Origin of the sequence: Microcoleus sp. S13_C3, assembly GCF_036700905.1 — a bacterium.
Lineage (GTDB): Bacteria > Cyanobacteriota > Cyanobacteriia > Cyanobacteriales > Microcoleaceae > Microcoleus.
This window is the reverse complement of sequence record NZ_JAUBPT010000087.1, coordinates 1-21,897: the sequence shown is the minus strand read 5'-3', so window position 1 is coordinate 21,897 and position 21,897 is coordinate 1. Positions and strand designations below refer to the sequence as shown.

18 protein-coding genes are annotated in these 21,897 nt (G+C 44.0%); 14 read left to right on the top strand and 4 right to left on the bottom strand.

Going from position 1 to position 21,897, the window contains the following annotated elements; translation table 11 throughout:
- Positions 1-864 precede the first annotated feature (864 nt).
- Positions 865-3,225 carry a polysaccharide biosynthesis tyrosine autokinase gene (locus QUA16_RS22140; protein WP_333105720.1) on the top strand — a complete coding sequence of 787 codons (2,361 nt, stop codon included), beginning with the start codon at positions 865-867 and terminating at the stop codon, positions 3,223-3,225.
- A 222-nt stretch (positions 3,226-3,447) separates the two neighbouring features.
- Here QUA16_RS22140 and QUA16_RS22135 read toward each other — a convergent pair whose 3' ends face one another.
- Together QUA16_RS22135 and QUA16_RS22130 are read right to left on the bottom strand one after the other, a co-directional pair.
- On the bottom strand, positions 3,448-5,907 hold the full coding sequence (locus QUA16_RS22135; protein WP_333105722.1) for a CBS domain-containing protein: 2,460 nt from the start codon (positions 5,905-5,907) through the stop codon (positions 3,448-3,450).
- Between the two features lie 94 nt (positions 5,908-6,001).
- A complete protein-coding gene (locus tag QUA16_RS22130) occupies positions 6,002-7,255 on the bottom strand; it encodes a transposase (protein WP_333105723.1) in 1,254 nt (417 codons plus the stop codon).
- Between the two features lie 288 nt (positions 7,256-7,543).
- Here QUA16_RS22130 and QUA16_RS22125 point away from each other — a divergent pair, with 288 nt between their 5' ends.
- Positions 7,544-8,218 carry a HEAT repeat domain-containing protein gene (locus QUA16_RS22125; protein WP_333105724.1) on the top strand — a complete coding sequence of 225 codons (675 nt, stop codon included), beginning with the start codon at positions 7,544-7,546 and terminating at the stop codon, positions 8,216-8,218.
- Between the two features lie 220 nt (positions 8,219-8,438).
- Here the strand turns inward: QUA16_RS22125 and QUA16_RS22120 are convergent, their stop codons facing one another.
- Positions 8,439-8,723, bottom strand: coding sequence for a PIN domain-containing protein (locus tag QUA16_RS22120; RefSeq protein WP_333105725.1), 285 nt, complete (start codon positions 8,721-8,723; stop codon positions 8,439-8,441).
- Positions 8,723-8,950, bottom strand: a complete 228-nt coding sequence (locus QUA16_RS22115) for a hypothetical protein (RefSeq protein WP_106146537.1) — start codon at positions 8,948-8,950, stop codon at positions 8,723-8,725. The genes QUA16_RS22120 and QUA16_RS22115 overlap by 1 nt, the downstream gene beginning before the upstream one ends.
- A gap of 132 nt (positions 8,951-9,082) precedes the next feature.
- On the opposite strand from QUA16_RS22115, the gene QUA16_RS22110 reads away from it, so the two are divergent.
- From QUA16_RS22110 to QUA16_RS22055, 12 genes are all read left to right on the top strand, one after another.
- Positions 9,083-9,682, top strand: a complete 600-nt coding sequence (locus tag QUA16_RS22110; RefSeq protein WP_333105727.1) for a hypothetical protein — start codon at positions 9,083-9,085, stop codon at positions 9,680-9,682.
- Positions 9,683-9,765: 83 nt separating this feature from the next.
- A complete protein-coding gene (locus QUA16_RS22105; RefSeq protein ID WP_333105728.1) occupies positions 9,766-10,020 on the top strand; it encodes a hypothetical protein in 255 nt (84 codons plus the stop codon).
- A gap of 229 nt (positions 10,021-10,249) precedes the next feature.
- Positions 10,250-11,365 carry an inorganic phosphate transporter gene (locus QUA16_RS22100; RefSeq protein ID WP_333105729.1) on the top strand — a complete coding sequence of 372 codons (1,116 nt, stop codon included), beginning with the start codon at positions 10,250-10,252 and terminating at the stop codon, positions 11,363-11,365.
- Positions 11,366-11,509: 144 nt separating this feature from the next.
- Positions 11,510-11,851, top strand: coding sequence for a metalloregulator ArsR/SmtB family transcription factor (locus tag QUA16_RS22095; protein ID WP_333105730.1), 342 nt, complete (start codon positions 11,510-11,512; stop codon positions 11,849-11,851).
- Positions 11,852-11,955: 104 nt separating this feature from the next.
- Positions 11,956-12,660 (top strand): MIP/aquaporin family protein, encoded by a 705-nt coding sequence (locus QUA16_RS22090; protein ID WP_333105732.1) that lies wholly within the window; start codon positions 11,956-11,958, stop codon positions 12,658-12,660.
- 7 nt (positions 12,661-12,667) lie between these two features.
- Entirely contained in the window at positions 12,668-13,336 is a 669-nt protein-coding gene (gene arsH / locus QUA16_RS22085) for an arsenical resistance protein ArsH (RefSeq protein WP_333105733.1), read from the top strand.
- Between the two features lie 36 nt (positions 13,337-13,372).
- Positions 13,373-14,440: an ACR3 family arsenite efflux transporter gene (gene arsB / locus QUA16_RS22080; RefSeq protein WP_333105734.1), complete on the top strand. Its 1,068-nt coding sequence runs from the start codon at positions 13,373-13,375 to the stop codon at positions 14,438-14,440.
- Positions 14,441-14,483: 43 nt separating this feature from the next.
- Positions 14,484-14,879: an arsenate reductase, glutathione/glutaredoxin type gene (arsC, locus tag QUA16_RS22075; protein ID WP_333105735.1), complete on the top strand. Its 396-nt coding sequence runs from the start codon at positions 14,484-14,486 to the stop codon at positions 14,877-14,879.
- A gap of 295 nt (positions 14,880-15,174) precedes the next feature.
- On the top strand, positions 15,175-16,161 hold the full coding sequence (gene arsS / locus QUA16_RS22070) for an arsenosugar biosynthesis radical SAM (seleno)protein ArsS (protein WP_333105736.1): 987 nt from the start codon (positions 15,175-15,177) through the stop codon (positions 16,159-16,161).
- A gap of 299 nt (positions 16,162-16,460) precedes the next feature.
- Positions 16,461-17,186 (top strand): TVP38/TMEM64 family protein, encoded by a 726-nt coding sequence (locus QUA16_RS22065; RefSeq protein WP_333105737.1) that lies wholly within the window; start codon positions 16,461-16,463, stop codon positions 17,184-17,186.
- Positions 17,187-17,488: 302 nt separating this feature from the next.
- The gene (locus QUA16_RS22060) at positions 17,489-20,047 is read left to right on the top strand and encodes an ATP-binding protein (RefSeq protein WP_333105738.1); all 2,559 of its coding nucleotides are present in this window, start codon (positions 17,489-17,491) and stop codon (positions 20,045-20,047) included.
- A gap of 410 nt (positions 20,048-20,457) precedes the next feature.
- Entirely contained in the window at positions 20,458-21,861 is a 1,404-nt protein-coding gene (locus tag QUA16_RS22055; RefSeq protein WP_333105740.1) for a transposase, read from the top strand.
- Positions 21,862-21,897: the final 36 nt, after the last annotated feature.

Sequence of the window (21,897 nt, the reverse complement as noted above, 5' to 3'; positions counted from 1 at the left end):
TAAAGGATTGCTATAGCTTGCTCGGAAGACGAATCAAAGCGATAGTTTTAGTAATAGCCCCGGAACCCAGAAACCTAGTTTTTTTTACGAAAATACATAAATCGCGCCCCGCCATCCGCCCCGGTAGAAAAACCCCGAATGCTTGAGTTGTTCGAGATGTCGATCGAGCTTAAGAACACAAATTATTAAATTTTATGTCTGTCGCGCACTATAGAGAGTAGTTTGTGATATAATTATGACGTTCACTAAGTCTATATACTTAATCAGTCATCCAGCTCCTCAAAAAGTTTATAATTAAAAGAAGAAACAGATTTTGGTCGGAAATTGATTGGATTAGTTGCCGTTCCAAAAAATCTGCTGAATGTGGCTAATTATATCTACATGGGAAATGCAAAATTGTTTAGCCGGTCAGTTAGCGCGTAAGTTAACAAGTGCTTCGGCCGTTGACTCTGAACCGAAAAATGGCATAGAGGACAAACCAATACCAGCGCAAGCAGCGGCTGAGGTATTACGGTCAATTGTAAAAGTTTGGTAAAGTTATTGCGCCCCCTGTCGCGAAGCTGAGCGACACCTGAAAAAGTTTGCTTCGTCGCCCGGAAACCCCAAATACAGGCACAAGCCAGCAGACCCCCAATGCAGTCTGATATAACTCTCCAGAAGTTGTAAAAGAACTTTTGCCGTCGGCATAGCATAGGGATTTAGTTATTTTTGTATACTATGTGAAAGTAGTGAGAACTATTACAAGGAAGTGGGCTAGACCAACCAATAATTTCGTGTGATATCCTTAAGCCAATGCTCAAAGTATCAACCCGAAGGCTCGCAGAAGAAAGCTGATTTTACCCCCAAAATATCCAAGAGGTCAACATGGAAAGAGAACAGGACGCTCATATCGTACCCATTAGCAATCAGAGCCGACAGGTACAGCAATTTTCCGTTGACGAGGGAGAAGAGTTAAGCGCGCAGCCTCAGAAAGGATTGAATCTAAAGCCGTTGTTGAGGACTTTTCAGCGACAAGCCCTAATCATTATTGGGATTATAGGTATAGTAGGCGTTGGAGCTGTTTATCAGATTAAGGGAGGCAAGAAAACATATCAAGGCGATTTTCGGCTGCTAGTGGAACCCGTGACAACGGAGGCCAGAATTGCTGACCCCTCTGCCCTAGCCAATCGCGGCGAGGGGGGGGGAGTGCCTAATCGAGATTTTTTTAGTTTGGACTACGCAACTCAACTTCAAATTCTCCAGAGTCCTCAGATGATGGGGGCTATTGTTAAACAAGTCCAAAAACGATATCCAGAAGTTACCGAGGAACTTATTCAAAAAGGATTAGCCATTGTGCGCGTCGGAGAAAATGAGATGACGATGACTAAAATTTTGGAAGTTCGCTTCATGGGGACTGATCCTAAATTAGTTGAGTTCGTTTTACAAGAAACTAAAAAGAAATACTTAAAGTACAGCCTTGACGAACGCAAGACTCGCATTGGTGAAGGTGTTAAATTTATTGAAGACCAGCTTCCGGGACTCAATAAGCGCGTAAACAAGCTGAAATCGGAGTTACAGGTGATACAGGAGCAGCAAAAGATTACCAATCCTCAAGAACAAGGCGCGCAATTAATGCAGCAAGTTCGTACCGTAGAAACTTTAGAGTTAGAAACTCAAAGGCTACTGCAAGAACAGAAAACGCTGTACGCTAACTTGCAAAAACAATTAGATTTTACACCAAATGAAGCTATTGCCGCTTCCGCTTTAAGCGAAGAACCTCAATATAAAGAGTTGCTGACCAAGGTTAAGGAAGTAGAAGGTCAGATTGCTGTAGAAACAGCTCGTTTTAAATCTGCTAACCCTATAGTGGAAGCTTTAGAGCGCAAGCGGGCAAATTTAGTAGCTTTGCTCAACCAGCAAACTGATCGAATTTTGGGGCAAAATTTAGTAGGCACTCAAGCCAATTCTAAAGTTCAGAATTTTCAAAATTCTATTCGCATAGGCTTGATTAAACAATTGGTTGATACTGCTAACCAAGTTGAAGTCTTAGAAGCTCGCCGTCAGGCAATCAGCCAAACTAAAAACAATTTAAACCGACAAGCAACACAATTCCCCACCATAGCCCGTCGCTACAACGAACTGCAACAGCAATTAGAAGTAGCCGCCCGCACCCGCGATCAACTTTTAAGCCAGCGGGAAACTCTGCGCGTCCAAGCAGCTCAAAGCCAAGTACCTTGGGAAATAATTTCTGAACCACGGATACCGCAAGATCCTAATGGCAACCTGATTCCAGTTGCCACGAAAGCTAAAAACAAATTGGTGATGGCAGTTGTTGGGGCGCTAGTTTTGGGTCTTGGAGCTGCTATCCTCATTGAAAAGTTCCGCAATATTTTCTACTGTGCTGAGGACGTTAAAGATGCGGTTGAAGCGCCTTTACTGGGAGCAATTCCTCTTGACAAAAATGCTAGAAAATTGCAGCCTTCTATTGCTAATGCCTATGCTTATCTGGAAGGAAAAGAGGGTAATAAGAAAAAGGCTGCGGAATTTATAGAAGCTTTTGACTCTCTTTATACTAATATCCGCTTTCTTTCTTCAAATCGAACGATTAGCTCTTTGGCAATTGGTTCGGCTACAGTTGGCGAAGGCAAATCTACGGTTGCTTTAAACTTAGCTCACGTGGCAGCGCTGGCGGGTCAGCGAGTGCTGTTAGTAGACGCAAATTTCCATTCGCCCAGCCTGCACTTGCTGTTGGAACTCCCTAATGTCAAGGGATTGAGCAACTTGCTCGACAATAAAAACGAATGCAATGAAATTATCCAACGATCGCATCTAGCAGATAATCTTTTTGTATTAACTGCCGGTCTCCCGGAGCCTGGTACTGCCAGACGGCTGGCATCATCTCAGATGCAGTATTTAATGGAAGAACTTCAGGCAAAATTTGACTTAGTTATTTACGATACGCCGCCACTGGCGGACAGTAAAGATACGAATTTTTTAGCGGCGCGCACCGATGGCATACTCATGGTTGTAGCACTTCACCAGGTTCCCTTTTCTGTAGTCAAAAAAGTTTTCAGTCAATTAGAAAATTTTGGCATACCATGCTTGGGCACAGTTGCGAATCATGCCCCTAAACGCAAGAAGTATTCAGCAGCATCGAGATCATCAGTTATTGAAGATAAAAATGAATATTTGAATTTGACACCAGCACCGTCTCGTATCCGCAAACTAGCTCCCAAAAAAGAGTGATACCCAACAAAGATGACCCCAAAAAATCGATACAAACCCCCGACAGCATTCATGGAACTCCCAAAATTTTAGACTCTTGTTCAATCTCCCAGATTCGTCTGTGGAGTAAATCGAAAATCTAAAATCGTTCGACTCAGCGCGACTTGAAGCTCGCGCTTGCCGAACCTCTTAGGCCCAAGTCTCAAATCTCAAATCTCAAATCTCAAATTGACTGATGGCGGACTAATTTCCATCCGGGTTGGTAGGAAATGTGACGATAAAATTAGTCCAGCCATTGCTGCTATCAACCTCAATTTTTCCCTGCAACTGTTCGACAAGTTTTTGAACCAAAGCTAAACCCAAACCTGTACCTCCTTGTTTCCAAGGATCGGCGTTGGGAACTCGATAAAATTTCTCAAAAATTCGAGGCAATTCCTCTCTGGAAATGGACGATTGATTGCTGAGTGTAAATTGGATTTCTGAAGCCACAGCACTTGCTTGTCGCGAATTTGTCCTTTGTCCTCCTTGTTCCCAGTCTCCGTTTTTGCACTCAACTTTCAGAAAAATTTCGCCGTTATTGGCAGTATATTTGCAGGCATTGTTGAGGAGCTCGGCTAAAATTCGTCCCAAACTAGCGCGGTTGGAACTGATCGTGGGGAGGTGGCGATCGCACTCTACTCGCAAATCCTGGTGGCGGTCGTGGGCCCGGGTGTAAAACGGGTCGATAATAGTAGGCAGCCAGATTTCTAAGTTTACTGGTTCGAGGTCGATCGGACAAGTTGCAGCTTCGAGCCGCTGCAAATCTAGCAAAGCATTAATCAAATCTGTTTCTCTAGTACATTCTGTTTCTAAAATTTCTAGATAAATCTGGCGCCGCTCTGGTGTGGGAGAAATTCGCAGCATATGAATAGCCATTTTTATATTAGCTAAAGGCGTCCGCAGTTCGTGAGAAACTGTGCTGAGAAATTCATCCTTGAGGACGTTTAAATGCTGGAGTTCGTGAACTTTTTGCTGCAATTCGGCGGTGCGTTCTTGGACTTGGCGTTCGAGGTCGGTGTTGAGATTTTGGACTTGCTGATAGAGTTGGGCTTGCTGAATGGCGATCGCGATTTGAGTTGCCAGTTGCAGCAGCAAATCCACTTCCGAAGGCTGCCACTGACGGGATTTGGAACACTGATGAACACACATCATCCCCCACAAATTGCCGTCTTGCAAAATTGGTACAATCAAATAAGCTTTGATTTGCGCTTGCTGGAACCGCGCATATTTTTCGGCGATCAAACAGGCTTGGTCGAGATCCGGAACCGCATAAATTTCCTGTTCGACCACGGAAGCAGATTCTTGCCAAATATTAGGCGGCATGATTTCTCCCAAGATTGAAGGCCAATTTTCGGCAACGGATTCGGCCACTACAATGCCGTAATTACTGGGCTCTAAATGCAAGATTGCTACTCGGTCAGCTTGCAAAACTTGGCGGACTTCATCGACGCTGGCGTTGAGAATTTCTTCGAGGTTTAAGGATTGGTGAATCCGCAAGGAAATGTGAGTTAACAGCCGATCGCGCTGCAATTGTTCATGGAGTTTTGCAGTCCGTTCCCGCACCTGCTGTTCTAGTTTGGCGTTGCGGCTTTGCAACAGTTCCACTTTTTCGGCTTGCAATTGATAAACCGACTGCTGCAACTGTTTGACAACTCGGTACATTTCGGTGGGGTCGAGGACTCTGAGCAAGCTGGTCTGAGTAATAATTCCCAACAGTTCTCCGCGCCCCCCGCACACGACCAACCGCTGCACTTGTTGCTGCTGCATTTCTTTGTGCGCTGTCCATAGGGAATCGGAAGGTTGAAGAAATTGCAGGGGAGTTCTCATGACTTTTGGAGCTAGGGTTTGCTTGAAATTGAGTTCGAGAAACTGTGCCTGCACAATGTCATATTCGGTAATAATTCCCAGGGGTTGGTGAAAGGAATAGTGAAAAATGGAGGTATAGTCATCTTTGGGCTTCTCCATTGTTAATTCTTTGTTTTTTGTAATCACTACGCAACTGACTTGATGCTCTGACATCAGTTCGGTTATGGTCAGCAGCGAGGCGGTGTGGGGCGCTGTAATTGGCGTAGTCATTAATTCTGCTACCCGCCGCAATTTAAGAATGTTTGAAGGTTGCAATACTTGGCGAATTCTTTCCCGCGTCAGCACTCCTACTAAGTGCCGAAATTGATTGACGATCGGCAAATAGCGAATCTTGTGCTGGCGAAATAAGGATAAGGCGGTAAACACGTCTTGGTCATCGGATTCTGTGAGGGAGACCGACACCGGGGACATCACTTCGGAAATTGGTATTTTGTGCAGGGCTACTTTGTGCTGGTTGTCTATTGTGCCAGAAGCTATCAGCCTCACTAAGTCGGCGGGAGTTAATATGCCGATTAACAGCCCGCGACTGGGGTTGTCGGATAAGTTGCCTGTAGTAATAGTCTGCTGGTTCTGCACGACGAACACGCAGCGGGCCCGCACCTTTTCCGGCGTGGATGTTTCGGTCATCGCCCCCCGGTCTGAGGGTACAGGTGTTTTGACTAGGGGACAACTGTTTTGCAACTGACTCATCAGGGCGATCGCCACTGCTAAGGAAGTTTCTGGCGCGGCAGTGAGGGGGTAGCGATCGATCGCTTGTTCTAAGGCTGAGGAGTAAAAGGGTGGGTGGTAGAACGGCATAGTGGATTGCAGGTTGTCAGAGGGCGGCTAACGATCGGGCAAAGCCTTAGGGAACGGCAGAAACAGTTCACAAAAAACCGGGCAATACTTGACATTACCGGATTTTTTGTGACTCTTTTCGTACAGGTGAAACCCGTACAGGTGAAACTGCAAACACCTCTATACGGTTGCTGCACTCCTCAAAGGGTGAGTTTCCGTTTACTTTTCTAATCATAATTAATGCTGCATTCACATCAGCATTAATCAGCGTTTCATTCCCCGACCGAAACAACCCACGTTTAACTCTCTTACCCTGGTAAGACTCTTGCTTACCGACAGGCTCTAAATCCAAAAAGCTGCACTTACTTGTATAATATTCTTCTGTAACTGTTACCTTTATCCCCACTAACTCAGCTTTGTAAGTAATCATTTCTATGAGCTTGGCGTGAGGAATTGCTACAAACGTGTGATTCGTTTTTTTTCCTAATTGTAAATTTTGTTTCCACCCCACATTTTTGCCAATAACTAACTGCCCCCTTTGAGCGTCCACCAACCGCTTGACTATCAAACTGCTGGTTTGATGAAGATAGTTTTCAACTCGCTTGTTTCGCTTAAATATGATTTGCTGGATGTGAGGTGTGGTATATTTCCCTTTCTCAAGTTTTGACTGTAAAAATGCTCGGCGCTTATTGAAACCTTGATTGATTGATTTGAGATGTTTTCCATCATAGAGAGTTGGAGTAAATGTTGGCTTATTTGATGCTAAAGCGACGAGGTTATCAATCCCTAAATCTCTACCTGCTATGAGTTGGGGGTTTAAATCGACCAACGTTACAGGCTTTTCATAAACAACCTCAAAAACGTAGATCGCTGTGGCAGGAACTATCCTTACCTCTATGACATCTTGGGCTTTTGTAGCAATTATTATGTCACTTTGAGATAAATGAAGTAGCCCATTATTTTTATTTTTTCCCCTTTGTCCTATCGATTGGTTATCATAAATTAACAAGTTACGTCCACAGGTTTTATGTTTGTATTTGGGAATTCGGGGGGAGGGTAAAAATTGATGGATATCTCGGTAATAAGCCTTTATTGACTTTTTCCAAGCCTCCCAATCGTGAATAACTTGTTTGAGAAATTGATTGCTAATTTTAGCAGGTAAAGATTTATAGTCGGCTGTGGGTTTTAGGATGGCATATAACTGTTTTAGACTCCTGGCAGCGCCAACTTTTGACCCAAAGTTAAAAAAGTGTTGCCTCATGTAATAGTTACCATGATTGTAGAGATTTTTGGACAGGAAAGATAAGTCATCAAACTGTTTAAAAAACTGATGCTGCCGGTCTATGTAATGCCTTTCAACGACAATCATAATTTTTTGTGGGAGAAACGAAAAGTTTTTTGTTGCTTTGTTAAGCACTGTACAATAAAGTCTAGGGATTATCCGATATAGTGTAACACCTCGCCTGTGCTTGCGACTTAAATAATAGACTTTCTAATTGATTATTTCCATTAATCTGAGCTTCAGATTAATGGAAATAATCCGCAATCTCATTCATCTCAAATACGCAGGGCGGTTTTTACGGCCTGCTTTTCCCCTGAGACTCCCCTATAATCAAAATAACCCGAATGTAAAGTTTTACTACAAGATTTATCCATAATGACAACTTTAAGCTTAGAGCAAATTGCAGCCAAGTTAGAAAGCCAAAATTCCGCCGATCGAATGGTGGCTTTGGCCAACTTGCGGAATGTGCCTGCTGCAGAGGCGGTGCCTTTGATTAAAAAGGTGTTGAATGACGAAAGTTTGCAAGTGCGATCGATGGCTGTGTTTGCTCTTGGGGTCAAACCGACAGCAGAGTGCTATCCTATTCTAGTCAAATTGCTAGAAACAGACCCGGATTACGGCATTCGCGCTGACGCGGCGGGTGCTCTGGGCTATCTCGAAGATATCAGAGCTTTTGATGCTTTGGTGCGGGCTTTTTACGAAGATACTCAATGGCTGGTGCGCTTCAGCGCTGCTGTTTCTCTGGGAAATCTCAAAGATCCCCGGGCCCGCGATGTGCTGCTGAAAGCTCTCGACAGCGATCAAGTGGTGATCCAACAGGCGGCAATTTCGGCTTTGGGGGAAATTAAGGAAATTGGGGCGATCGATCGCATCCTCAACTTTGCTCAGTCGGAAGATTGGCTGATCCGCCAGAGGCTGGCTGAAGCTTTGGGCAATTTGCCGAGTGTTAAGAGCGTTTCGGCTTTGAAATACTTAGAAAAAGATAGTAATTCTCAAGTATCTAAGGCGGCAACAATTTCTCTCGATCGCCTGTCAAAAGCAGAAGGATAACAGATACCGATACTTTTTTTGTAAGTGTTTCATTTCCGGGCTTTGAAGCCGGGAATGAAACACCTCTAGCCTAATTTATTCAGCCCTCTGCTAGAGCGACCGATTTCTCAGTTCTTGAGGTGACAAAACGGGAATCGGCGACCCTGCGAATCCATTCACATCCCGAGTAACGATCGCCTCTAACTCTAACTCGATGGCACACGCTATCTGCACCGCATCTTCAAAATCCGGCAATCAAGGGCGCAATCGCTTGCTCCAGAACATCTCGATCCACCGCACAAATTTCCATCAATGCCAAAAGTCGAGTTACTGCGGCAATCGCAGCTTCAGAACTCTTGGTTTGTCGTCCCACCAAATAATGCACATCCGTAACCGTTGTCGCCGACATAAACCCTTCAACTCGCCCCGATTCAACTGCATTCAGTAAAAAAGCAGCATCCGCTACGAAAGGTTCGCGTGCCAGCATTGCATCCAGTAAAACATTGGTATCAAATAAAACTTTCATTACAGATACTTTTGCACTAACCGCTCATCCAACATTGCCTTTACTTCTGCATCTGTAGGTGGTGGCGCGTCCGTTTTCGCAATGCCAATTAAACTAGCGGCTAAACCCTTCGGTTTCACTTTCGATCGGGGTTTCGGTTGGAGCGATCGCATCAAGGCATCGATCAACTGCCATCGCTCCTCGGCAGACAACCTCAGTGCTCGGTCTTGAAGTTCGCGTAACGTCATAGTAGTTATCTTTCACAGAAAGCATTGGACAAGCAGGCAAGTATATAAATACCCCCGCTTCAAATTTTAGCGCCTCAAGTGATATAATGTTAGCTTCTTAAAAACACTTAATTTTTCGGGAGAGGCAGTTAAATGCCCTACAGTCAATTTAGCATAGAACAAATTAAGGCAAATTTCGGCATCGTCTTTTCGAGCAAGATGGGCTTGTTTGCTGACATTCCCGAAATAGAACCAAGCAGTTTTTTGCAAGAAACTTTGCAATTTAATCTGCCTTTAGCACTAGAAATTAATTCCGAGAAAGCTCGCTCCGAGCTAATTGTCGCGCCAATATTAGTTGAGATTAAAAAACTGCTGCCGCAACGGATGAGTTTATTTTCCGGTCGAGAATTCAATGTAGACGCTGCTAGGGGTTTGAGCGGTTATTGCGATTTTCTAATTAGCCGATCGCCGGAACAGCTAGTCATTGAATCCCCAGTTATCGCCTTGGTTGAAGCCAAAAATGACAACATCCAATCCGGCTTAGGACAGTGCATGGCAGAAACGATCGCAGCACAAATATTTAACCAGCGTCAAGAAAATGACATTCAGACAATTTATGGAGTTGTCACAACTGGTAGTATTTGGAAATTTTTCAAGTTAGAAGGAATTGCGATCGAGATTGACACCAGCGAATATTTTATTAATAATGTTGGTAAAATTCTCGGTATCTTAATAAAGTTTATAGAGTCTTGAGTAAAACCGGAATGTATTATTTAACCTGCAAGGGCATATCGCAAGTTAAAATAGTTGTTGATCTCCTTTAACCAAAGCCAGCCATGAATCAAGCGCCCAATCCCTTTAACTCAAATCCCTCCAATCCGCTAGACCCCTTGGAGCAAGAAGTTGACGAGCAAGGTGAAGCATTGCCGAGACAGTACCACCCGGCAACTAAAAAAACTCTGCAAAAAGTCTTTATCATCCTGGTAGTTGTCGGGGCAATTATTGGGGGAATTCTATCTATAGGGGTGATTTCGCTGATGCAAAAGGCCGGACTCACTGATGTGCCGGCGCGGGTACAGACTCCGAAGTGAATCGGTTGCTTGAGCGTACCGGAAGCGATCGCCGAGCCTTAATTATAGTATCGTTCAATCTCGTGCTCATGTGGCGCGAAATTAAGACGCGATCGCTCGCCTTCCCAAGAAATCTTAATATTTTCATTATTTTATTTGAGGCAACTGTGTCTATACAATCAAATTCGGTGCTGTAGGGGCCCCGACCAAAAACTGTTTCAAATAAACCATACTTATTCTGAGTAAGAGAATGTTAATTATTGGGCTATTTATCGCCACCTTTTTTTTAGCATACTGCAATGGTGCTAATGATAATTTTAAAGGCGTAGCGACACTGTTTGGCAGTCAGACGACAAACTATAAAACAGCAATTGGTTGGGCAACGATCACAACTTTTGCCGGTTCAGTATTTTCTATTTTTCTAGCAGCAACCCTGGTAAAAAGCTTTTCGGGAAAAGGGCTAGTTCCAGACGAGATCGCCAATGGCACAGATTTTCATTTGGCAGTCGCGATCGCTGCGGGTTTAACCGTTATTCTTGCTACCTTAACTGGATTCCCTATTTCCACAACTCACGGTCTTACAGGTGCGCTTGTCGGTGCAGGTTTAGTAGCAATTGGTAATCAAGTTAATTTTACAGCATTGCAGAAAAGTTTTCTAATGCCTTTGTTGCTGAGTCCCATGATTGCGATTCTATTAGGAGCTTTAATTTATGCGCTGTCTCGCTACCTGCGAGTTTATTTAGGAATTCAGAAAGAATGGTGTATTTGCGCTGGTCAAATTCAACAGATTATTCCCATTCCCCAGCCCGATGCAATTAACATACTGAAGTGCATCACAACCGCTGATGTCGCGGTCGATTCTCTAGATAAATGCACGCAAAGGTATTTGGGAAATTTCTTACAAATTCCCAGCCAAAAGTTAGTGGATGTTTGCCATTTTATGAGTGCGGGAATTGTCAGTTTTGCCAGAGGATTGAACGATACTCCTAAAATTGTTTCGCTCATGTTAGTGGGTCAATCAATATCAGTTCACTGGGGAAGTTTAGCAGTAGCTTTGGGAATGGCGCTCGGCGGTTTGTTGAATGCTAGAAAAGTGGCCGAAACAATGAGCAAAAAGCTTACAGCAATGAATACCGGTCAAGGACTTGTGGCAAACTTAGTGACGGGATTTTTAGTTATTGCTGCCAGTCGCTATGGACTTCCAGTTTCTACTACCCATGTTTCGGTAGGTTCAATCTTTGGTGTAGGATTGATTTCAAAAAAAGCTAATGTGCGCGTTTTCTATCAGATTCTACTATCATGGATGTTGACCTTGCCAATTGCCGCTGCAATCAGCGGCGGCGCTTACTGGGTGTTGCATCGGTAAGAGAATTAATCGTTAGTCCTAGAAGAGAAGAGAATGAGTTCGCAGTTGATTTGGGATTGTCATCAAAGGATAACCCGATCAAATCTAACGGTAAAAATAAGAAATCGCGCCGGGAGTTTTTGAATAAAAATTTAAGGGTAATTTATGGTTAAAAATTCTCCGATCGCACCTCCTGTTGCAGATAAATTGATTGCTGCTGGCTTTCACGCTCTTTCTGACCCCCTGCGGATTCAGATTTTGGAGTTGCTGCGGGAACAGGAGTTGTGCGTGTGCGAATTGTGCGATCGGCTTTCTGTCCCTCAGCCTAAACTCTCTTTCCACCTCAAAACCCTAAAAGAAGCCAGTTTAGTCCGCAGCCGCCAAGAAGGCCGCTGGATTTACTACAGCCTCAATTTAGCTCAGTTTGTCGCCCTCGAACAGTACCTCGCCGAATACCGCCGCTTCAGCCAGATCCTGCCGGCGCGCCCCTGTTCCGACGCGGGTTAACCCATCAACATTTCTTAATCACTCAAATACTGATATGGCTATTTTGAGGATTGACATATCAATTTTTATTGATATGATAGGATGGAACCAATTAGTTGAGAGCGATGGATGCAACAGGTCATAGGTTAGGTTGTGCTCGGCCCGATTGCAGGCGAGAGGCGATCGCCGAATTTCTCGGTACATTTATTTTGGTTTTTGCAGGCACCGGTGCGGTGATGGTTAACAAAACTAGCGCTGGTTCCGTAACTCATTTAGGCATCAGTTTTGTATTTGGGGCAGTAGTAACTGCGATGATTTACGCCCTAGGACACATCAGCGGTGCACACTTTAATCCGGCCGTAACTTTAGGGTTTTGGGCGAGCGGTTTTTTCCCAAAATACAAAGTTTTGCCTTACGTTTTAGGGCAGTGTGCGGGTGCAATAGCAGCTTCTAAAGTGCTGCTAATTACTTTAGGAAAAGTAGCAAATCTCGGTGGAACTATCCCTCTCAATGGTAACTGGTTGCAGTCTCTAATTTTAGAAACTGTTTTGACCTTTATCTTAATGTTTGTTATCCTCGGTTCAGGACTTGATAGACGCGCTCACATCGGCTTTGCCGGGATAGCAATTGGGTTAACTGTAGGGTTAGAAGCTGCATTTATGGGGCCGATTACCGGAGCTAGTATGAATCCGGCACGCTCTCTAGGCCCGGCTTTAGTTGGCGGCATTTGGGAACACCACTGGGTTTACTGGGTGGCTCCTATTTGGGGAGCACAATTAGCAGTCGTAGTTTATCGGGAAATATCTAACGGATTTCGGGAATTTAATTAAAAGCATCATGGCTAATTTTACGCACAAACCGAGAATTTTGTTTTTATACGGCTCGTTAAGAGAGCGTTCTTACAGCCGCTTGTTGGCGGAAGAAGCGGCGAGAATTATTGAGGATTTCGGTGCAGAGGTTAGGTTCTTTAATCCTCTCGAACTGCCGATTTATGGTAGCGTTCCCGATACGCATCCGAAGGTTCAAGAATTACGGGAATTGAGCCTGTGGTCGGAGGGTCAAGTGTGGTCGAGTCCAGAAATGCACGGCAATATTACTGGCATTATGAAAAATCAAATTGACTGGATTCCTTTAAGTATTGGGGCTGTCAGACCGACTCAAGGTCGAACATTGGCGGTGATGCAAGTCAGCGGCGGTTCGCAGTCTTTTAATGCTGTCAATACTTTGAGAATTTTGGGTCGCTGGATGCGGATGTTTACGATTCCGAATCAGTCTTCGGTTGCTAAGGCTTATCAGGAATTTAATGAAGATGGGACGATGAAGGATTCGCCTTATCGCGATCGCGCGATCGACGTAATGGAGGAACTGTACAAGTTTACCTTGCTGTTGCGGGAGCAAACCGACTATTTGACCGATCGCTACAGCGAACGCAAGGAACAAGCCGCTAAAGAGACGATCGCCGTCGCAAATCGCGCCCTTGAGGTTAACTCTGCTAAGACTATCTAAAGTTGGCATATCCCTAGGAGGTATCCAAAATAACTGATGAAAAATTCAACCATTTTAAAACAACTTTCATTTTTAGACCGTTACCTAACCTTATGGATTTTTCTGGCAATGGTCATCGGCGTTGCCTTGGGAGTTTTCATCCCAGGTATCGAAAGATTTATCAACCAATTTCAAGTTGGAACAACTAACATCCCGATTGCCATTGGCTTAATTCTGATGATGTATCCACCCCTTGCCAAGGTGCGATATGAAGAGTTAGGGGATATATTTCGCAATCCTAGGATTCTAGGTCTCTCGTTATTGCAAAACTGGGTAATAGGCCCGATTTTAATGTTTGTGTTAGCCATCACTTTTCTACATGATTACCCTGAATATATGGCTGGCTTAATCATGATTGGAATAGCCCCCTGTATTGCGATGGTAATTGTCTGGAGCGAGTTAGCCAAAGGAGATACGGAATATACAGCCGGACTTGTGGCATTCAACAGTATTTTTCAAGTTTTATTTTACAGCGTTTATGCCTGGTTTTTTCTCACAGTTTTACCGCCATTATTTGGCTTAAAAGGCAGCGTTGTTAACATAGGAATTGGAGATATTGCCCAAACTGTTTTAATTTATTTAGGAATTCCCTTTCTGGCAGGCTTTTTGACTCGCATCGCCTTGATAAAAGCCAAAGGAAAGCGCTGGTATCACAGCGAGTTCATTCCTAAAATCAGTCCACTTACACTGATTTCTCTTTTGTTTACCATCGTAGTCATGTTTAGCTTAAAGGGAAATTTAATTGTTCAGATTCCCAGGGATGTGGTGCGGATAGCGATTCCGTTGCTGCTCTACTTTGTGCTAATGTTCTTAGAAACTTTCTACATGGCATGGAAAATAAAAGCTGACTATGGGAAATCAGCAAGTTTAGCTTTCACTGCTGCTAGCAATAACTTTGAATTAGCCATTGCTGTCACCATTGCCGTGTTTGGTATTAACTCCGGTGCTGCCTTTGCTGCGGTGATTGGGCCCTTAGTAGAAGTTCCTGTGCTGATTAGTTTAGTTAACCTGGCACTGTGGTTTGAGAAGCGATTTTTTAGACGTAAGACGCCCGGATCTGTCTAGCCTAGTCATACAATTTACCCACAACCAATCACCAACAAAAACCATGAAAAAAGTAATGTTTGTTTGCAAAAGAAACTCCTGCCGATCGCAAATGGCAGAAGGATTCGCTAAAACCATCGGAGCCGGCAAGATTGGTGTCACCAGTTCCGGGTTAGAATCAAGCAGAGTTCATCCGACAGCAATTCAAGTCATGTCAGAAATCGGCATTGACATCACAGATCAAACATCCAACCCATTAAACGAATTCAATGCAGAAGACTACGACGCCGTAATTTCTCTGTGCGGCTGCGGCGTTAATTTACCCGAAGCGTGGGTTTTGCGAGAAGTGTTTGAAGATTGGCAACTCGACGATCCCGACGGACAACCCATCGAAACTTTTCACCGCGTTCGAGATGAAATTAAAGCACGAGTTGAACAATTAGTGGACTCTCTAAAGTAAGATTAGTCTCAAAATGATAATTCTTGCCTTGTCGGTTTTAACTCAGCTCTTGCAGTATTGTCAATAAGCCTTTTCTGAACAGGCAAGATGCCTGTTCCACAACAAAATTTCTCTCCTGTGGAACAGGCATCTTGCCTGTTTTCAATAAGGGTGCAAGATGTGAGTTTCAATTAACTTTGTAGCGACCCGTTAAAATTTGGATCTGTCGCATCCAAAGAATTAGTGCTAAATTATGAGAGGCGTTCCCCCGGAACGCCTCTACATTCGTTGCGAGCAGAGACCAAAAGGTTAGCACATGATTCAGACAGCAGTCACGCCTTTCAAAAACAAAATTCACTCAGCTTTAACTAAAAAGCAGATTACAGTTTTACAAATTAATCTCGGCAAACGCTGCAACCTCGCTTGCACTCACTGCCACGTAGAAGCTAGCCCGACACGAACAGAAGAACTTTCCCCGGAAATTTGCGACCAATTAATTGAAATAATTCGCCGCTTTCCTCAAATTCAAACTGTTGACCTCACAGGCGGTGCTCCCGAAATGCTTTACGGTTTTAAACCGCTAGCGGAAGCTGCCAGGGCGGCAGGTAAAGAGGTAATTGTTCGTTCTAATTTGACGATTTACTTTGAAAAAGGTTTTGAAGATATTCCCGAATATTGCGCGCAACACCAACTCAGAATTGTGGCGTCGCTTCCCTGCTACCAAGCTGATAATGTGGACAAAATGCGCGGCAACGGTGTTTTTGACAGTTCGATTCGGGCGCTGCAAAAGCTAAATCAGTTGGGATACGGGAAAAACCCAAATTTAACTCTGGATTTGGTGTACAATCCACAAGTGCCGGCAACAGATAAGTTTTCGCTAACACCGGAACAAGGCAAGTTAGAGCAAGATTACAAGGTTTATTTAGCCGAATATTTTGGGATTTGTTTTAATCAATTGTTCGCGATTACTAATTTGCCGGTGGGACGAACTAAGTTTCATTTGGAACATAAGAAACTGCACAAGCCTTATCTGGCGTTTTTGGAGGATAATTTTAACCCCGGTACTCTGGAACATTTAATGTGCCGCAACGAATTGTCGATCGACTATTTGGGCAATGTCTACGACTGCGATTTTAACCAAATGGAAAATCTGCCGGCGAAAACTGGCAGCGGGGAAAAGATAAATACTGCTAAATTGCTCAAATCTGGCAGTTTAGAGGTGATTCAAGAGGTGCAAACGGCTGCTTATTGTTATGGATGTACGGCGGGTAGCGGTTCTAGCTGTGGCGGTACTTTGATTTGAGCAATACAGTAGGGACACTCCAAGAGCCCATAGGTGTCAAGTTAAGGTAGAACCCATAGTCCGGCAGGGGTTGAAACCCCTGCCTCAAAGCTAAAGTCCTCTAAAAGAGGACTGAAGAAGTTATTAGTCCTCATAGCAAGGACTTTCGCTATTAGACAGGGGTTTCAACCCCTGGCGGACTGGCGGGTGGGCGGATGGACTTGGCGGGCTAACAGCTTAAGTTGACACGCTTTGGGCTTTTGGAGTGTCCCTACCCTGGAAACGACGGTGTATGCAATTTAGACTGGGGAGTTTAGGTAATGAATGATTCGCGATCGCCCGATGAAAATCCGCCGCCATCCAACAGGTGGAAGCTGATTTTAGGGATTGGTTTAGCTGTGGCTTTAATTGCAGCGACCAGGTTTTTTAACTTCCAAGGAATTCTGAAAAATGCCCTGGAGTCGATCGCTAGTCTCGGCCCGTGGGGCCCGGCAGCTTTTATTCTAATTTACATTGTCGCAACGGTTCTATTTATCCCCGGTTCTTTGCTGACTCTCGGTTCTGGCGTTTTGTTTGGAGTCGTTGGCGGTTCGGTTTGTGTTTCCATCGGCTCGGTTTTAGGCGCAACTTGCGCTTTTTTGGTAGGGCGGTATTTAACTCGCGACTGGGTTTCCAAACAGATAGAGGGCAATCAAAAATTTAAGGCGATCGACTCCGCAGTTGCCTCTGAAGGATGGAAAATTGTGCTGCTGACGCGACTTTCTCCCATTTTTCCGTTTAATTTGCTTAACTATGCTTTTGGAGTCACGCAGGTATCTCTAAAAGACTATTTTTTGGCATCTTGGATCGGCATGATTCCCGGAACTGTCATGTATGTTTATATCGGTTCCCTGGCTGGGAGTTTGGCTGCACTCGGATCGCAAGGGCGATCGCGCACTGCTGCTGAGTGGGCTCTCTACGGGATTGGTTTACTAGCAACGATCGCCCTCACCGTTTATGCAACCCGCTTGGCTAAAAAAGCTTTAGACGAAAAAATTTCCCCTTGACACCCCAGCGCAAATTTGTAAATTTGTCAAGAGGGTTTTGCTCATACATTATAATACATTGCTAATTTAAAAAACTCCGTGTTTTCTCTGTGTTATTTATAATTATTTTGTTATACAAACGAGATAGAGATTAAAGATATCGTAAAGCAGTTACCTCAATTAGGTAAACCGAAGGTCAAAATATAAAGCTGATGCCAAAATAGAAGGCGAGTGTGCGATCGGAAAAAGAATTGTTTGCAGTCAGGAATGCAAGTCATACCATTTTAAATTTGAGATTTGAGATTTGAGATTGGGAATGACTGATGCCTACCAGGGTTGAGATCACCCGCCTACAGTTGCATTATTTTTCTGAAACTGGCTTCACGACTTGGCTGATATTAATTCTGCCGAATGACCAATACCGTTTGAAGAATTTGATTCGGAGAGAACATTTGATGATGCAAAACCCAGCAAATCAAGCCGGATCTGTGTCTGCGCCGCCGCCACACCAAGCAAAAAAGCTGCGCCAATTTTGGGAAAACATCAGCAATTCGGCTCAATCGCAGTGGCAGCAAGCGCACAGTCTTTGGCAGCACAGACGGCAGCGCCGCCATTTGCTGACCCTGCTAATTCTGGCCACCACCGCTTTAACCATTAGCACAACTGCTTGCATCAGCTATTTTTTTGTGCGCGGGCTAATCCTCGACAATTTAAAGCAAATAGCACTATTAAAACTAGAAAAAGGCACTGACGAAATCGACCGCTGGCTAAGCAGTCGCAAAGCAGAAATAGAAACCATTGCTTACGATCCTACGGTTGGCACTCTCAATTGGCAATTAGTCGAACCCCGGTTACAAGGAGAAATATACAGATTAAAAGAGTATTTCATCCTGTCATTAACTCAACCCGACGGCTCATTTATCAACACTTTAGGCAACCGTGCGAACAGCAAAGACCGCCAACACTTTCAAAAAGCAATGGCCGGGCAGCTCAACGTTTCCGACCCGCTGATCGGCCGCAGTACAAAAGTTTCTACGATTATTATTTCAGCTCCTATTTGGGCTTTACCCCCCGCTCCCAATCAAGTAATTGGAGTCCTATCGGGCAGCATTAAATTAGACCGAGTAACATCTGTCGCTAACAGCTTGCTGTACGGTTCCGACAGTTATGCTTTTGCGCTCAATTCACAAGGAGTGCCAATTGTTCATCCCAACAATAACTTAATCGGAAATATCGACCGGGAGGCCCCAAGCTTTTTACAGTCAAAAGACCCCGCACTCTCCACAATTGCGCGGCAGATGATCGACCGCCAGACGAACATCGAACTGGTAAAAATAGATAACAAATGGGTGTATGTGGCCTATGCTCCCCTCAAGGAAGTTAACTGGTCGATGGCTTTAGTAATTCCCCGCGAAAATATTGAATCCCAACTGCAAGCATTAAATTTGCTGACATCCGTAGTCGCCGGACTGCTCATCCCGGCAATGCTAGCAGCAATTTGGCTAATTTACTCCTCCGAAAACAATCGCGCTCAAGCGGAGCGAGAAGCCATGCTCAACCGGATTGCTGGACGCATTCGCGCTTCCCTGGAATTAGACAAAATTGTGCAAAGTACAGTCGAAGAAATAGTAAGTTTGCTGCACCTAGAACGGGCGGCTTTTGGTTGGTACAAACCGCAAGAAAAAAGGTTACAAATCCTGTGGGAATGTTGCCCATCTGATTTTCCGACACAAGCCATAAAGTTTGAGTCTTACTTTCTCGAAAATGTGTTAGTACGGAGTGGTCAAGGCGAACCAATTATTCTTTCGAGCGACACTTGGGCGAAGGGTGTAACTCAACCGCCGGAACTTAAAGCTAATAGCTATTTAGCCGTACCTGTCCAGACTCAGAACCAGCCGCAGGGTTATTTAATTTGTAGCCACGCTACTCATTGGCTTTGGAGCCGGGAGGAAATCCAACTGTTAAAAGCTGTAGCAGACCAATTGGCGATCGCAATTACTCAAGCTCACCTTTACAGTCAAACCCAAGACCAAGTAAAACTGCTTAATAGTGCCTTAAATGAACTGAAAAAAACTCAAACTCATTTAGTGCAGAGCGAAAAAATGTCATCCCTAGGTCAAATGGTGGCTGGAATAGCGCACGAAATCAACAACCCCGTTAACTTCATTTCGGCTAATTTGCCTCACACCAGCAAATATACTAAAGATTTATTAGAGTTGGTGAGTTTATACAAACAAGCCTTCCCAGAGGTTCCCCAGGAAATCGCAGATTTTACCGAAGAAATCGAGTTAGAATTTATCGAGGAGGATTTGCCGCATATATTGAATTCTATGAAAATAGGAAGCGAACGCATTCGCAGCATAGTTCTTTCTTTGCGAAACTTTTCTCGCCTGGATGAATCTGACAAAAAGCTGGCGGACATTCACGAAGGTATAGAAAATACCTTGCTGTTGCTCTCCAATCGCATCAAAAATAGAATTTATATAGTTAAGAAATACGGAAAAGTGCCTTCAGTCGAATGCTATCCCTCTCAGCTCAATCAGGTGTTTATGAACTTGCTGAGCAATGCGCTCGATGCCTTGAACGAGATCGATCGCCTGGATAAAATTATTACTATTTCTACGGGAGTAGTTCGCGAACATGGGGGGAAATTTCTGAAAGTGGCGATCGCCGACAACGGCCCCGGCATTCCCGACAGCGTTAAAGACCAAATTTTTAACCCATTTTTTACTACTAAACCGGTGGGCAAAGGTACTGGTTTGGGGTTAGCAATCAGCTACAAAATTGTAGTGGATGGACACGGCGGCAGCATCAAAATTTCTCAGCCTCCGGGCGGAGGCACGGAATTTTTGGTAAAAATTCCTATTAGTAACGCGAAGTAATAAGATTTGAGATTTGAGATTTGAGATTTTGAAATGCCTGACAAAACAAGCTTTTGAAGCTGGTATATAGTTGCATTTTTTTGAAAAACTGGTATAAGAAGGAAGTGGAAAGGAAGTCCACGGATTTTGTAACGTTGTAACGGAGGTAAGGGAGAGAAGGAAGAGAGAAGAGGGGCTCAACAGTTTTAATTAACTACCAGCCGGGAAGTCCCTCGGTATATTCAGAGGGGACACATCTGAGCGCTACGCGAAGTACCCCGAATGAATTACCGATCGTGATGAAAGGCTCGTCGGGTGTAGGTACGGAAACCGACAATTAGACATTGCAAGTATCTTTAACTTTGATGTACTTTCTAAACATTAAATTGAAAAACTGGTACATTGAAGTAGGTCGAAAAAAGAAGTTTCCAATGCAACTAACATACAAATACCGCCTCAAACCCACAAAAGCCCAATTAGCAACAATCGTGGCTAATTTAGAACTCTGTCGTCGGCAGTACAACTACCGACTTGGCGAAAGATTTAGGTGGTGGTCAGCCACGAGAACGCCCGTCAACGCCTGTCCATTGATTGTTTCGATAGTCCCTGTTGAAGAGATTTATCAAAACATTCCTTTGACGAGAGTACAAACTAGAAATGGTAGAAAAAAGGATGAATCAGGCAATCCTTTGACTAAGAAAGGCGACGTTTTATCGAACATTGAATGCGGATATGTACAGTGGCAGACGATACAACTGGCTGACCTCAAAAACACAAAAAAGTTATTCCCTGATTATAAAGTGTTGGATTCACAGGTCTTGCAAGATGTCGTCAACAGGGTGGAAACTTCCTTTTCAAATTTCACCACGCCGGACAAAAATGGCAATCGTAGAGGCAAGCCCAAGTTCAAAGGGTTTCACTACTACAAATCTTTCACTTATCCTCAATTAGACAACTTAGATATTGTCAAGGATGAGCAAAATAGGATTTGCATTAGCCTCGCAAAGATAGGTCAAGTACCTATGGTTTTTCATCGTCCAATACCAACAAGGTTCAAGGTTAAGACGGGGAGCGTTATTAGAGAAGCGGATGGGTGGTATATTTCCCTGACGCTAGAAGATAAGACGGTTCCCGTAACGGTTGCAGAAATTCAGCCGACTGAAGAAAATACTGTTGGTATAGATTTAGGAATAACTAATTACGTCTATCTTTCCAATGGCGAAAGAGTTGAAAATCCTAGATTCTTGAGAAAATCGGCCCAAAAGTTAGCAAGGCTTCAAGCGAAATTAGCTAAAAAAGTCAAGGGTTCTAAGCCTTGGAAGATTATCAAGGACAAGGTTTCCAGACTCCATCAGTTTGTAGCTAGAGCTAGATTAGATTTTCAATTTAAAACGGCACAGCAGCTCTTCGGCAAATGTGATGTTTTAGTTGTTGAAGACTTGAGTGTCAAAAATCTGACTAGACGTGTCAAACCCAAGACTGATATTGAGAATGGTAATTGGGTTTATTTGCCCAACGGTCAATCAGCTAAGAGTGGCTTGAATAAATCAATGCTTGATGCTGCTCACGGGCAATTCGCTAGCGTCCTAAAATATGTCGCCTGGAAATTAGGTAAAAGCGTTTTGTTTGTTGATCCGAAGGGAACTTCTCAACATTGCTGGAACTGCCTCAGCAAAGTCCCGAAAGAATTATCGCAGCGGTGGCATTGCTGTCAATGTGGGGAATCTTTGGATCGAGATGAAAACTCAGCTAAACTTATTAGAAAGATTGGTCTGAGTTACGAAAGTGGCGGGGGGGTGCATCTCACTTTTGCGAATGTGTCAAAAAAGAGTTAAAATGAAAAAGCTAGTAAAATCGTCAAATAAAGATGA